Origin of the sequence: Methylobacterium gregans, from assembly GCF_022179245.1 — a bacterium.
Classification (GTDB): domain Bacteria; phylum Pseudomonadota; class Alphaproteobacteria; order Rhizobiales; family Beijerinckiaceae; genus Methylobacterium; species Methylobacterium gregans.
The window spans coordinates 20329-32767 of record NZ_BPQM01000126.1 but is presented as its reverse complement, the minus strand read 5'-3'; the positions used below and the strand labels follow the sequence as shown (position 1 = coordinate 32767).

Sequence of the window (12439 nt, the reverse complement as noted above, 5' to 3'; positions counted from 1 at the left end):
GCGCAGCATCGCCGCATGAAACTCGACCTCCGCGCCCCTGCCCTCGCTCTCCTCGCCGTTCTCGCGGTATCGCCCGAGCGCGCGCGGGCGCAGGATCCGAAGCCGGAGACGAAGGCGGCCGAACCCGACCGCATCCGCAAGGCGCAGGAGGAGCGCGACAGCCGCGCCGAGAATCTGCGGCGGATCGAGGATGCGCTCGCCGCCAGCGGCAGCGCCCGTGCGCAGGCCGAGGCCGAGATCTCCGAGATCGGGCGCGATCGCGCGAAGTTGAACGCGGCGCTCCTCGATGCCGGTCGTCAGGCCCAGGCTACCGAGGACCGGATGAACCGGCTGGAAGAGCGCCTCAGAACGCTCGGCGACAGCGAGACGGCGATCCGTCGCTCGCTCGACGCCCGGCGCGGGGTGATCGCTGAGATCCTGGCCGCGCTCCAGCGCATGGGACGGCGCCCGCCGCCGGCCGTGCTGGTGAACCCCGAGGACATGCTCCGGGTGATCCGCACCTCGATGCTGCTCGGCGCCGTGGTGCCGGAGTTGCGCGGCGAGGTCGACACGCTGGCAGGCGACCTGACGGAACTCGTCCGCCTGCGCGGCCTGATCGCCTCCGACAAGCAGGCGCTCCAGAACGACCTCACCGGCTGGGCCCGCGAGCGGCAGCGCCTCGACGCGCTGGTGGGTGCGCGCCGCACCCGGCAGGCCGAGTTGGAGAGCAGCGTCGCCTCGGAGCGCGTCCGCGCGGCCGAGCTCGGCAACCAGGCCCGCAGCCTGAAGGACCTGCTCGACCGGGTGGAATCCGAGGTCGTGGCCGCCCGGCGCGCCGCGGACGCGGCCAAGGCCGCCGAGGAGCGCGAGGCCCGGGCCACGCAGGAGCGCTTCGCGGCCGCCGGCTTCCGCGATCCGGCCCGGCTCGCCCCGAAGGTGAAGTTCGCCGAGGCCCGCGGCGATATCCCGCGGCCCGTCACCGGCCGGCTCGTGCGCGGCTTCAACCAGCCCGACGGCAACGGCGGGGTGACGCGCGGCATATCGCTCTCGACGCGGGCGAAGGCGGTCGTCTCCTCTCCGGCGGACGGCTGGGTGGCCTTCGCGGGACCGTTCCGGTCCTACGGGCGTCTCTTGATCATCAACGCGGGCGATGGCTACTATCTCTTGCTCGCGGGGATGGATCAGATCAGCGTCGAGGTCGGACAGTTCGTGCTCGCAGGAGAGCCGGTGGGCAGCATGGGCGAGGGAAGCGCGGCCCAGGCGGCGCCCGACACTGACCGTACCGATCCGGTTCTGTACGTCGAGTTCAAGAAGGACGGGGGCTCCATCGACCCGGAGCCCTGGTGGGCGAAGAGCCCAAGCGAGAAGGTTCGCGGCTAATGCGCAAGACTTCCCTCATCATGCTCGGCGCGTTCCTGGGCGCCGGGACATCGATGGTCGCGACCCAGACCGACTTCCTGTCGGGCCCGCGCGCCGTCGCCGCCTCCGCGGAGACCTACCGCCAGCTCAGCCTGTTCGGCGACGTGTTCGAGAAGGTGCGGACCGACTACGTCGAGAAGCCCGAAGAGTCGAAGATGATCGAGGCGGCCGTCAACGGCATGCTGACCTCGCTCGACCCGCATTCGAGCTACATGGACGCCAAGGCGTTCCGCGACATGCAGACCACCACCCGCGGTGAATTCGGCGGGCTGGGTATCGAGGTCACAATGGAGGACGGCCTGATCAAGGTCGTCACCCCGATCGACGACACCCCGGCCTCGAAGGCGGGCCTGCTCGCCAACGACGTGATCACCCAGATCGACGAGGATCAGGTCCAGGGCCTGACCCTGAACCAAGCCGTCGACAAGATGCGCGGCCCGGTCAACTCCGCCGTCAAGCTGAAGATCAGCCGCAAGGAGGCGAAGGACCCGATCGAGGTCACGCTGACCCGCGACGTGATCAAGATCCGCCCGGTGCGCTCGCGCGTCGAGGGCGGCGACGTCGGCTACGTCCGCCTGACCCAGTTCAACGAGCAGACCTTCGACGGCCTGCGCACCGCCGTCGACAAGCTCTCGAGCGAGATCGGCAACGACAAGCTCAAGGGCTACGTGATCGACCTGCGCAACAACCCGGGCGGCCTGCTCGACCAGGCGGTGCTGGTCTCCGATGCCTTCCTCGACCGCGGCGAGATCGTCTCGACCCGAGGCCGCAACCCGGACGAGACGCAGCGCTTTTCGGCCAAGTCCGGCGACATCACCAAGGGCAAGCCGGTGGTGGTTCTGGTCAATGGCGGATCGGCCTCGGCCTCCGAGATCGTGGCTGGCGCCCTGCAGGATCACAAGCGCGCGACGATCCTCGGCACGCGCTCCTTCGGCAAGGGCTCGGTCCAGTCGATCATCCCGCTCGGCGGCTCGGGCGCGCTGCGGCTCACCACCGCGCGTTACTACACCCCGTCCGGCCGCTCCATTCAGGCGAAGGGCATCGAGCCCGACACCGAGGTGCTGCAGGACGTGCCGGACGAGCTGAAGGGCAAGGACGAGACTAAAGGCGAGGCCGGCCTGAAGGGCCACCTCAAGCAGAAGGATACCGAGGAGCGCGGCGGCTCGTCGGCCTACGTCCCGCCGGATCCGGCCAAGGACAAGCAGCTCACCGCGGCAGTGGACTTCCTGCACGGCATCCAGAAGGGCGCCTCGAACACCCAGAAGCCCAGTCTGCCGAACTGATCGGCCGGCATCGGTCGAGACCAACGAGCCCCGTCCGGCGCGCGCCGGGCGGGGTTTTTCGTGGGCGCCATGAGGGCCGGCCCGACCTCCGCGTTGAGGAAAAATTAACCCTGCGGACCGGCAATACGGGGGTAGCCCGCCCGCGCTCCGCTGATCCGGCGCGGCCCCTGTCGAGACGCCGGTGAGCGAGACCTCCGACGATATCCTGACGCGTCCCCTCGGGGTGGCCGAGCCGACGAGCCGGGCCGAGCGGATCCGCGCGCGGCTGCGCGGCCTGCTCACGGCACGCGCGCTCTTCGGCGGCGGTGCGGCGGCGCTGGCCCTCGGCGCGGGCGCGCTCGTCGCCTTCGGGGATCCGCAGGGCGGCGAGCCCCGTGTCACGGTGGCGATCACGCTCCGGGAGCCGGCCGCGCCCTCCCCGGTGGCGCAGGCTCCGGCCGCCGCACCCGCACCGGCGCCGCAGGCGCCGCCACGCGCGCAGCGCAGCGCCGAGGAGGTCGAGTCGGCGTCGGGCGTCACCGTGGTCCGCCCCACCGGCACGACAGCGCCGACCGAGGCGGTGGTGATTCGCGTGCCCTCCCCCGTCACCCAACTCGCGCCCGCCCCCGACCCGCGCCTGACCGATCGCGGACGGCACGGCGCGCTGCCGAAGCTCGGCGAGGGTCGGCTCCGTGCCCTCGACGTCTACGCGCGGCCGGAGGAGCCGGGCCAGGGACCGCGCGTCGCGATCCTCGTCACCGGCCTCGGCATCGGCCAAGCGGCGACGGCCGCAGCCATCACCAAGCTGCCGCCGGCGGTCAGCCTCGCCTTCGCGCCCTACGGCGGCGAGGTCGAGCGCGCCGCAGCGCGCGCCCGCGCGGCCGGGCACGAGGTGCTGCTCCAGGCCCCGATGGAGCCCTTCGACTATCCCGACAGCGATCCCGGGCCCCAGACCCTGCTGACAAGCCTCAAGGGCCCGGAGAACGCCGACCGCCTCGCCTGGGCGATGAGCCGGTTCACCGGCTATGTCGGCGTGGTGAACTTCATGGGGGCCAAGCTGATGGGGGATGCCGCCTTCGAGCCGGTGCTGCGCGAGATCGGCGCCCGCGGCCTCGGCTTCGTCGACGACGGCACCGGCGCGCGCGCCGTGGCCGCCGGCCTCGTGCAGAAGGCGCGGGCGCCGCTCGCGCGCGCCGACATCGTCCTCGACGCCGTGGCGCGGCCCGACGCGATCGACCGCGAGCTCGCGCGGCTCGAGGCGCAGGCCCGGGCCAAGGGCTTCGTGCTGGCCTCGGCGAGCGCCCTGCCCACCACGATCGACCGGATCGCCCGCTGGACCCGTGATCTTGAGGCGCGGGGTCTGCGCATCGTGCCGGTGAGCGCGGCCCTGCGGAACCAGATGCCCGACAGCCGCGTCTCGAAGGCGGAGTAGCGCGGCCTGCCAGCCGTTGCGGCTGGGTCCCGCCCTCCCTATGGTCCCGCGCGATGACGAGCGCCCCTCTCCTCGGCCATGAGGCCCCCCTGCCCTACCGCCCCTGCGTCGGCGTCGCGCTGATCAACCGCGCCGGCGGCGTCTTCGTCGGCCGCCGCAAGGACGCGGACCGGGTGGGGGCCGCCGTCCATGCCTGGCAGATGCCGCAGGGCGGGATCGACGACGGCGAAGCGGCCGCCGCGGCCGCCGTGCGCGAGCTGCACGAGGAGACCAACGTCTCGCCCGCGCTGATCCGCCCCCTCGGCGAGGTGCCCGACTGGCTGCCCTACGACCTGCCGGCGGACCTGATGAAGCAGGCCTGGAAGGGGCGCTACCGCGGCCAGACCCAGAAATGGTTCGCCTTCGCCTTCCTGGGCACCGACGAGGCGATCGACGTCAACCATCCGGGCGGCGGCGCGCACAAGGCCGAGTTCGACGCGTGGCGCTGGGCGGCCTTCGACGAGCTGCCCGGCCTCGTCGTCCCGTTCAAGCGGCCGGTCTACGAAGCGGTGGTCACCGCCTTCGCGCCGCTCGCGAGCTGGGCGCGCTCCGCTTGAGCGCGGCCCGGCCCGGCTGAGCCGCCCGATGCGCTGGCTCGCCGTCCCCCTCGCGATCGCGCTCGGCTGGATCCTGTTCACGCTGAGCCCGCTCTGGGCGCTCTACGACCTCGCGCGGGCCGTGCGGGCGCGGGACGCGGCCTATATCGAGAGCCACGTCAACTTCCGCACGCTGCGCCTCTCGCTCGTGCGGCAGACGACGGCCGCCGTGAAGGCGGCCGCCGACCAGAACCCGGATCTCGGCCCCCGCGAGCGGCAGCAACTCGGCGAGGCGGCGACCGGCCTCGCCCTGGCGCTCGCCGAGACCATGGTGACGCCCGCCACGGTGATCGACCTGCTCGACGACGGCTGGCTCGACAAGGTCGAGCAGGGACGGCCGGCTACGCCGGCCCGCGCGGGTCTGCGGATCGACCGAATCGGCGGCCTGATGCCCTACTACCTCGCCTCGGAGATGCGCGGCTTCCGCGCGGTCGTGATCGCGATTCCACCGGGCGGCCCCCGCCAGGACCAGACCCGCATCCGCATGCGCCTGCGCGGCTGGGCTTGGCGCCTCACCGACATCGAGGTCACCGAGACCCTGCGCCAGCAGATGGCGGCCGGCCTCGCCCGCACGCTCGCCAAGGCCAACCTGCGCGGCCGGGGCGAGCAGCGCGAGGCGCCAGCGCAGCCGTGAGAGCGGAGGGGAGGCGCGCGCTCTCCCCGCTGCGGGGGAGGAAAAAGTGCGCCGTTGTAGCCGTCAGCGCGGCTTCGGGTTCGGCTCGTTGCCGCCTGCCGGGATGCGCGGCTTGCGGGCCTGGACGAGGCTCTCGGCCTTGTCCTCGTCGGTGTCGCCGCCCTGCTCAATCGCCCGCTCGGGGTTGGCGGCGAGTTCCGTGACGATTGCCAGCAGGCGCTCGCATTCGGCGGTGTACTTGAAGGCGTCCAGCACGATCGCCGCGTCGCGCAGGGTTCGCAGGTCGCGCAGCGTCTGCTGGTTGGCATCCTGCTGAAGGTCGCTCTTGCCGGCGAGCTTTTCCTCGATCCGCGCGCCCGTCACGTCGCAGGCGGCCTGTCCCGCACCGGCCGAGAGGCCGAGCGCGAGGGCGGCGATGAGAAGGCGCGTGCGGATCATGATCGTCTCGGTCGTGTCGGGTTCAGGCGTGGTGGGGGTGTGCGCGGCGCAGGAGATCGTTCGTCAGCGCCACGAGCTGGCTGGGCCGATAGGGCTTCGGCACGAAGACGGATTCGGAGACCTGCTCGCTCTCCGGCAGACCCGCGCGGCCGCCAGAGGTGTAGACCACCGGCAGGTCCGGGCATTGGCATCGCGCGTGCTGGGCGAGCGCGAGGCCGTTCGTGTTGCGGGCGAGGTCGATATCGGTGAAGAGCAGGTCGACGCTCTCACGCGCAAGAATTTCTTCCGCCTCCCAGGCGTCGGCCGCCGTGAGCACGCGGTAGCCCTCGTCCATCAGCGCCTCGGCGGCGAGTTCGCAGACGAAGGGCTCGTCCTCGACGACGAGCACGGTCGAGGACGCGTGGTCGATCTTGTCGAGGAAGGCGGGCAGTGCGAGCGCGGTGCAGGCGAAGGGGATCATGACGCAACTCCAACTCACCTGGCGCGGGGCGACCGCCCCGGCACCGGATCGTCGGACCAACGGGGCCCTCAGCTCCGGTGTTCGCCGTGATTGGATTGAATTGCTCGGGTTTGGTGAGCGAAGCCTTAACCCTGCCCGCCCCCACCTGAACGGAGCACCCGAACTGGTTAACAGAGTCTTATTGCGAAGCTCTCAGGGGCGGAATTCGTGAACAGATCCTGGCAGGTCGGCACCGGGCTCGTGCTGACGGGGCTCGCCGGATACGTCGACGCCATCGGCTTCGTGCGGCTCGGCGGGCTTTACACCTCGTTCATGAGCGGGAACACGACGCAGCTCTCCGTGTCGCTGGCCAACGGCGCCTTCCAGCACGCCGCGCTCCCGGCGATGCTGGTCACAGGCTTCCTGTTCGGCGCGACGCTCGGCAGCGGCCTCGCCATCGTGGTGCCGCGGCGCTGGGCCACCGCGGTCGTGCTCGCCTACGAGACCCTGCTGATCCTGGCAGCCCTCGCGCTCGGCCTCGCCACGCCCGAGCTCGGCCTCGCCTCCTTCTTCATGGCGATGGCGATGGGTGCGCAGAACGCGGTGCTGTCGCAGGTGAAGGGTTTTCGCGCCGGGACCACCTTCGTCACGGGCGCGCTGTTCGCGCTCGCCCAGAAGATCGCCGAGGCCTTCACCCGCACCGGGCCGCCCTTCGGCTGGATCGGCGACGCGGCGGTCTGGGGCGCCCTGCTCACGGGCGCGCTCGTCGGCACGCTGGCCTACGGGACCTACGAGCTCTACGCCCTCCTCGTGCCCGCCCTGGTCGGGGGGACTTTCGCGGGGGTCGCCGCCGTCCTATCCGCACGGGCGACCACCGCCGTACCCTGAAGGATCCGCGCATGAGCACCCCCGCCTCCCTGACGAGCCACGTCGCCCCGGTCGAGGCCGGCGCGCACGTGACGGCGGCGCACTGGCTCGGTGAGACGCTCGCGCTGGCGCTCGGCGACGGCACGGTCGTGCTGGCCTCCGATGGCGAGGCGGTGCGCGCGGCGGCCCATCCGGAAGGCTCGATCCTCGTGGCGGCCGGGGACGGGTCCCGCCTCCTCACGGGCGGCGACGACGGGCGCGTGGTGGCGATCGGGAAGGACGGGACGCTCACCGAGACGGCCATCGCCAGGAACAACGCCTGGATCGACGCCCTGGCGCTGCACCCGGACGGGGGACTGGCCTTCTCGGCCGGCCGCCGCGTTGTCGCCCTCGACGCCAAGCGCCGCGAGCGCACCTTCGAGGCGCCGTCGACCGGGCGTGGCCTCGCCTTCGCACCGAAGGGCTACCGGCTGGCGGTCGCGCACTACAACGGCGCCAGCCTCTGGTACCCGAACCTGGAGACCCCGCCTGAGGTGGTCGCATGGAAGGGCTCGCACATCGACGTGACGTGGTCGCCGGACGGGCGTTTCGTGGTCACCACGATGCAGGAGAACGCCCTGCACGGCTGGCGCCTCCAGCCCGATCCCGGCCACATGCGGATGTCGGGCTACCCCGCCAAGGTGCGCTCGCTCGGCTGGTCGTCGGACGGCAAGTGGCTCGCCACCAGCGGCGCCGAGGCCGCGATCATCTGGCCCTTCGACTCGAAGGAGGGCCCGACCGGCAAGGCCCCGCGCGAGTGCGGCGTGCGCCCCGCCCGTGTCTCGCGGGTGGCCTTCCACCCGAAGGCGCCGGTTCTGGCGATCGGCTACGAGGACGGCTGCATCCTGCTCGTCCGCTTCAGCGACGCGGCCGAGCTGCTGGTCCGCCCGGCCGTGAAGGCGAGCGGGATCTCGGCGCTCGCCTGGGACCGCCGCGGCAACCGCCTCGCCTTCGGCTGCACCGATGGGCAGGCCGGCCTGCTGACGCTTCCCGCCTGAGGCCGGGGATCCCCAAGGGTGTCAGACCTTTACGCAGGGTCCCGGAGCAGAGCCTCGGGTTAAAACCACCGAGCCGGCGAAGCCGGGCCGATGGTTTCAATCGCAGGGTTCCACCCTGCACCCGCCGAAGGTTTCGACCCTCGGAATCCATGCCCTGGCGCTCGGCTCTGGCCCAGGGCGCCTCGGCATGCTCTTGTCCCGGCCGCATCATCGGAGGTCACCGTGTTCGCCGTGTTCCGCACCCTCGGCCTCGCGCTCGGGCTCCTCGGCGGCGGTGTCGCCGCTCAGGCGCCGGAATTCGCGCAGCAATACGCCCAGCGTCTCGGAGGCGCCGTGGACGAGCTGCGCCGCGAGGTCGCGAGCCTGGACGCCGACGCGCGCGCCACCGGCAACACCCGCGACGGCGCGGTGGACCGCCTGCGTGGCAATCCGGACGCGCTTGTCGCCCGCCGCGGCGCGGCGGCGGGCGCCACGATCGAGCGCCTCGCCGCCCTGAGCGCCCAGCAGCAAGCGCTCGCCGAGGCGACGAGCCCGCTCGGGCGCACCGTCGCGATCCTGCGCCATCCCGATCCGGGGCTGATGCGGGCGACGCTAAGCGATTACCAGCCGGCGGTGCCGACCACCGCGGACGGGCTCGTGGCCGGGCTCCTCGGCTTCCTGGCCGCCTGGGGCGGCTGGCGCGTGGTGTCGGATGTCGGCCGCCGCGCGGTGCGGCGTCGGCCGCGGGCCGAGACGACGACCGCCTGAGGCCGCCTCGTGGCGCCGCATCGCGGGCATGGTGTGTCCGTGCATCTACAGCCGCTTGCCCGCGGGTTGCACTAGGGAGGAGTCACGAAGCCGTGCGAGCCTCCGCTCGTACCGGATCCGTGCTCAGAGTCGCGAACCCATGGCGCGTTCACCGAACCCGACCGTCGATCCGGCCCTCGATGCCGCCGCGCTTCTGCGGCGCGTCGGGTTCTTCGGGCTGTTCGTGGTGGTGCCGGTGGTGGCCCAGGTGGCACGCCGCGCCTCCATCATCCTGGCGCCGATCGCCGTCGTGCTCCTGGTGATCGCGAGCGTGATCGACGGGCGCCAGCGCCGCCTCGGGCCTCTCGGCATACGCCTCCTCGGCTCGCCGGCCTTCCTGGCGGGCATGCTGGTGGTGCTCTGGTCCGCCCTCTCGCTCGCCTGGACGCCCTTCCTCGGGTCGGCCGCAGAGCGTCTGGCCAACCTCGTCGCGGTGATCCTGCTGACGATGATGGGCTATCTCTCGCTGCCCGACCGGATGCGGTCGGCCAACCTCTACCTGCTGCCCCTCGGCGTCACCGTCGCGGCCCTGGTCGCGGTGCTGCTCGGCCTGTTCGGCGAGCAGCTCATGCGTGGCAGCGCGGAGGACGACGGCGCGCTCAACCGCGGCCTGACGCTGCTCGCCCTGCTGGTCTGGCCGGCCGTGGCGTGGCTGCGCTCGCGCCGCCGCGACCGGGAGGCGCTGGCGATCGCGCTGGCGGTGGCCGCCGCGCTCGCGATCTCGCCGAACCTCACGCAGATCGTGGCACTCGTGGTCGGCGCTCTGGCCTTCGCGGTGACGAGCTTCCGGCCACGCCTCGGCGTCCTGCTGACGGCCGGGATCAGCGCGGGCCTGCTCGCGGCGGCGCCGCTCCTGCCCTTCATCGCCCGGCCGATCGGCGCTGCCCTGTTCGGGCCGCTGGCGCCGGGCGTGCTGTCGCTGAAGAGCTGGCAGAAGGTCGTCACCTCGGAGCCGCTCCGCCTCATCACCGGCCACGGTTTCGAGACGGCGCTGCGCGGCCGCTTCGCCGGGCTGGTGCCGATGAACGCGCCGACGACCGCGCTGTTCGAGTTCTGGTACGAGCTCGGCGTGGTCGGTTCGCTCGCCGCCGCCTTCGCGCTCTACGCCTCGATCCGGCGGGCGGGCCGCGACAACCCGCTCTTGGTACCCGGTGCGATGGCGGCCTTCGCCAGCGCCTTCACCATCGCCTGCATCGGCGTGGGGCTCACCGTGATCTGGTGGCTCACCGCGATCGCCCTGACGATCCTCGTCTTCGTGGCGATCGAGCGCGGCCAGTTCCGCACCAGCCGCCCGAAGATCAGCCGCCTGCGGCGGATTCGGGACGGGGAAATGGGCTAGGCGATCTCCGCCGCGTCCTCGATCCGGGCCATGTCGTCGTCCGACAGGCCGAAATGGTGGCCGATCTCGTGGATCAGCACGTGGGCGACGAGGTGGCCGAGCGTCTCGTCGTGCTCGGCCCAGTAGTCGAGCAGCGGGCGGCGGTAGAGCCAGACCACGTTCGGCATCTGCCCGGTCACGACCTCGCCGGCCTGCGCGAGGCCGACGCCGCGGAACAGCCCGAGCAGGTCGAACTCGGACTCGCAGTCCATCTCGGCGAGCGTCTCCGCGTCCGGGAAATCGTCCACGACGATGCGCACGCCCGCGCAGAGGGCGCGGAATTCCTCGGGCAGGCCCGCGAAGGCGGCGTCCGCCAGGGCCTCGATCTCGGCGAGGCTCGGTGCCTTGGCGGCGGCGAGCGCGGCGGTGTCGGGCTCGGGGCTCACGGCGCCTTCACCGGCAGGACGCAGTGTTCCAGAAAGCCCGCGAGGTCGTCCGTGATATGGTCGATATGCGGCTCTTGCACCGCCGCCTGCTCGAAGGCCTCACGGTAGGGGTCGGCGATCTTCGGCACGACCAGCACGGTCGCCATGCCGAGATCGTGCGGCACCACGAGATTGCGGGCGATGTCCTCGAACAGCGCCGCCCGTGTCGGGTCGATGCCGTGGCGGTCGAGGAAGCGCTCGTAGGTCGAGCGCTCCGGTTTGGGCACGAAATCGGCCGCCGCGATGTCGAACACGTCCTCGAAATGCCTGAGGATGCCGAGCTTCTCCGCCACCCGCTCGGCGTGGCGGCGCGAGCCGTTGGTGAGGATCAGCTTGCGCCCCGGCAAGCGCTCGATCGCGTCGCCCAAAGCCGCGTCGAGCCGGATCGTCGAGTGGTCGATGTCGTGCGCGAAATCGAGGAAGTCGTGCGGGTCGACGCCCTCCTCGATCATCAGCGCCTTCAGGGTGGTGCCGTAGCGGTGGTAGAAGTGCTTCTGCAGCGCCCGGGCCGAGATCCCGTCGAGCCCGTAGAGGCGCATCACGTAGAGCGTGATGCGCTCGTCCACCTGCGGCCAGACCATCGCGTCGCTCGGGTAGAGCGTGTTGTCGAGGTCGAACACCCAGGTGTCCACGCGGTCGAAGCCGCGGGCGTCGGGGGTGGTGAGGCGACAGGCTTCGGGCAGATACACGAGGCTCTCGACGGCGCGGTGGGGGCGGCCGGGGCGCGCCCGGCCGCTGGAACGGGCTCAGGCCAGACGTATCAGGCCCTGCGGATCAGGGTGCCGGCGCCGTAATCGGTGAACAGCTCCAAGAGCACCGCGTGGTTGACCTTGCCGTTGAGGATGACTACCGCCTCGACGCCCTGGTCGATCGCGTAGATGCACGTCTCGATCTTCGGGATCATGCCGCCCGTGATCGTGCCGTCCGCGATGAGCCGCCGGCAATCCTCGACGGTGAGTTCGGGGATCAGGTTCTTGTCCTTGTCGAGCACGCCCGGCACGTCGGTGAGCAGCAGGAGGCGCTTGGCCCGCAACGCGCCCGCGATGGCACCGGCGAAGGTGTCGGCGTTGACGTTGTAGGTCTGCCCGTCCGCCCCGTAGGCCACGGGGGCCAGAACAGGGATCAGCTCGGCCTTCAGCACCGCGTCGAGCACGCCGCGCTCGACATGCTCCGGCTCGCCGACGAGGCCGAGATCGACCACCTGCTCGACCATGCTGTCGGGGTCGCGCACCGTCTTGGTCGCGCGCTTGGCGCGGACCATGTTGCCGTCCTTGCCGCACAGGCCGATCGCCCGGCCGCCCTCGGCCGAGATCCAGCCGACGATCTGCTTGTTGATCGAGCCGGCCAGGACCATCTCGACCACCTCGACCGTGGGCTCGTCGGTGACGCGGAGCCCGCCGCGGAACTCCGACTGGATGCCGAGCCGGTCGAGCATCCGGCCGATCTGCGGGCCGCCGCCGTGGACCACGATCGGCTTGAGGCCCGACTGCTCAAGCAGCACGATGTCCTCGGCGAAATCCTCCGCCGCCGCGCGATCGCCCATGGCATGGCCGCCGTACTTGATCACCACGATCTCCTGGTCGTAGCGCTGCATGTGGGGCAGGGCCTGGGCCAGGACCTCGGCGCGCACGTGCACGTTGGGCAGTTCGGTCATCGCATTCCCTCGCGCCCGGTCGGCACCCCGAGCGGGCGGACTTCTAGCGGAAGT

General features: G+C 71.8%; 14 protein-coding genes. 9 read left to right on the top strand and 5 right to left on the bottom strand.

Features of this window, described 5'->3' with window-relative positions:
- Window positions 1–15 precede the first annotated feature (15 nt).
- From MFF54_RS21945 to MFF54_RS21925, 5 genes are all read left to right on the top strand, one after another.
- Window positions 16–1359, top strand: a complete 1344-nt coding sequence (locus tag MFF54_RS21945; protein WP_238306389.1) for a murein hydrolase activator EnvC family protein — start codon at window positions 16–18, stop codon at window positions 1357–1359.
- Window positions 1359–2681, top strand: coding sequence for a S41 family peptidase (locus tag MFF54_RS21940; RefSeq protein WP_238306388.1), 1323 nt, complete (start codon window positions 1359–1361; stop codon window positions 2679–2681). Before MFF54_RS21945 ends, MFF54_RS21940 begins: the two co-directional genes overlap by 1 nt.
- 181 nt (window positions 2682–2862) lie before the next feature.
- On the top strand, window positions 2863–4092 hold the full coding sequence (locus tag MFF54_RS21935) for a divergent polysaccharide deacetylase family protein (protein WP_238306387.1): 1230 nt from the start codon (window positions 2863–2865) through the stop codon (window positions 4090–4092).
- A gap of 53 nt (window positions 4093–4145) precedes the next feature.
- Window positions 4146–4688 (top strand): RNA pyrophosphohydrolase, encoded by a 543-nt coding sequence (locus MFF54_RS21930; RefSeq protein ID WP_238306386.1) that lies wholly within the window; start codon window positions 4146–4148, stop codon window positions 4686–4688.
- A gap of 28 nt (window positions 4689–4716) precedes the next feature.
- Complete coding sequence (locus tag MFF54_RS21925; protein ID WP_238306385.1) at window positions 4717–5361, top strand: DUF2939 domain-containing protein; 645 nt, start codon at window positions 4717–4719, stop codon at window positions 5359–5361.
- Window positions 5362–5424: 63 nt separating this feature from the next.
- Here MFF54_RS21925 and MFF54_RS21920 read toward each other — a convergent pair whose 3' ends face one another.
- Complete coding sequence (locus tag MFF54_RS21920; protein WP_238306384.1) at window positions 5425–5799, bottom strand: photosystem reaction center subunit H; 375 nt, start codon at window positions 5797–5799, stop codon at window positions 5425–5427.
- Between the two features lie 22 nt (window positions 5800–5821).
- Window positions 5822–6259 (bottom strand): response regulator, encoded by a 438-nt coding sequence (locus tag MFF54_RS21915; RefSeq protein WP_238306383.1) that lies wholly within the window; start codon window positions 6257–6259, stop codon window positions 5822–5824.
- A gap of 207 nt (window positions 6260–6466) precedes the next feature.
- Between MFF54_RS21915 and MFF54_RS21910 the strand changes: the two genes are divergently transcribed.
- The 4 genes from MFF54_RS21910 (at window position 6467) to MFF54_RS21895 (ending at window position 10267) form a co-directional block, all read left to right on the top strand.
- Complete coding sequence (locus MFF54_RS21910) at window positions 6467–7126, top strand: YoaK family protein (protein WP_238306382.1); 660 nt, start codon at window positions 6467–6469, stop codon at window positions 7124–7126.
- An 11-nt stretch (window positions 7127–7137) separates the two neighbouring features.
- Window positions 7138–8142, top strand: coding sequence for a WD40 repeat domain-containing protein (locus tag MFF54_RS21905; protein ID WP_238306381.1), 1005 nt, complete (start codon window positions 7138–7140; stop codon window positions 8140–8142).
- 222 nt (window positions 8143–8364) lie between these two features.
- Window positions 8365–8889 carry a DUF2937 family protein gene (locus MFF54_RS21900; protein WP_238306380.1) on the top strand — a complete coding sequence of 175 codons (525 nt, stop codon included), beginning with the start codon at window positions 8365–8367 and terminating at the stop codon, window positions 8887–8889.
- Between the two features lie 139 nt (window positions 8890–9028).
- On the top strand, window positions 9029–10267 hold the full coding sequence (locus MFF54_RS21895) for a peptide ABC transporter permease (RefSeq protein WP_238306379.1): 1239 nt from the start codon (window positions 9029–9031) through the stop codon (window positions 10265–10267).
- Here the strand turns inward: MFF54_RS21895 and MFF54_RS21890 are convergent.
- The 3 genes from MFF54_RS21890 to argB form a co-directional block, all read right to left on the bottom strand.
- Entirely contained in the window at window positions 10264–10692 is a 429-nt protein-coding gene (locus tag MFF54_RS21890; RefSeq protein ID WP_238306378.1) for a metallopeptidase family protein, read from the bottom strand. The genes MFF54_RS21895 and MFF54_RS21890 overlap by 4 nt on opposite strands.
- Window positions 10689–11420, bottom strand: a complete 732-nt coding sequence (locus MFF54_RS21885; RefSeq protein WP_238306377.1) for a pyrimidine 5'-nucleotidase — start codon at window positions 11418–11420, stop codon at window positions 10689–10691. Before MFF54_RS21885 ends, MFF54_RS21890 begins: the two co-directional genes overlap by 4 nt.
- Window positions 11421–11491: 71 nt before the next feature.
- Window positions 11492–12385, bottom strand: coding sequence for an acetylglutamate kinase (gene argB, locus MFF54_RS21880; protein WP_238306376.1), 894 nt, complete (start codon window positions 12383–12385; stop codon window positions 11492–11494).
- Window positions 12386–12439 lie beyond the last annotated feature (54 nt).

Coding starts and splice junctions, on each gene's coding strand:
- MFF54_RS21945 (WP_238306389.1), top strand. CDS start 16: ATGAAACTCGACCTCCGCGCCCCTGCCCTCGCTCTCCTCGCCGTTCTC.
- MFF54_RS21940 (WP_238306388.1), top strand. CDS start 1,359: ATGCGCAAGACTTCCCTCATCATGCTCGGCGCGTTCCTGGGCGCCGGG.
- MFF54_RS21930 (WP_238306386.1), top strand. CDS start 4,146: ATGACGAGCGCCCCTCTCCTCGGCCATGAGGCCCCCCTGCCCTACCGC.
- MFF54_RS21925 (WP_238306385.1), top strand. CDS start 4,717: ATGCGCTGGCTCGCCGTCCCCCTCGCGATCGCGCTCGGCTGGATCCTG.
- MFF54_RS21920 (WP_238306384.1), bottom strand. CDS start 5,799: ATGATCCGCACGCGCCTTCTCATCGCCGCCCTCGCGCTCGGCCTCTCG.
- MFF54_RS21915 (WP_238306383.1), bottom strand. CDS start 6,259: ATGATCCCCTTCGCCTGCACCGCGCTCGCACTGCCCGCCTTCCTCGAC.
- MFF54_RS21905 (WP_238306381.1), top strand. CDS start 7,138: ATGAGCACCCCCGCCTCCCTGACGAGCCACGTCGCCCCGGTCGAGGCC.
- MFF54_RS21895 (WP_238306379.1), top strand. CDS start 9,029: ATGGCGCGTTCACCGAACCCGACCGTCGATCCGGCCCTCGATGCCGCC.
- argB (WP_238306376.1), bottom strand. CDS start 12,385: ATGACCGAACTGCCCAACGTGCACGTGCGCGCCGAGGTCCTGGCCCAG.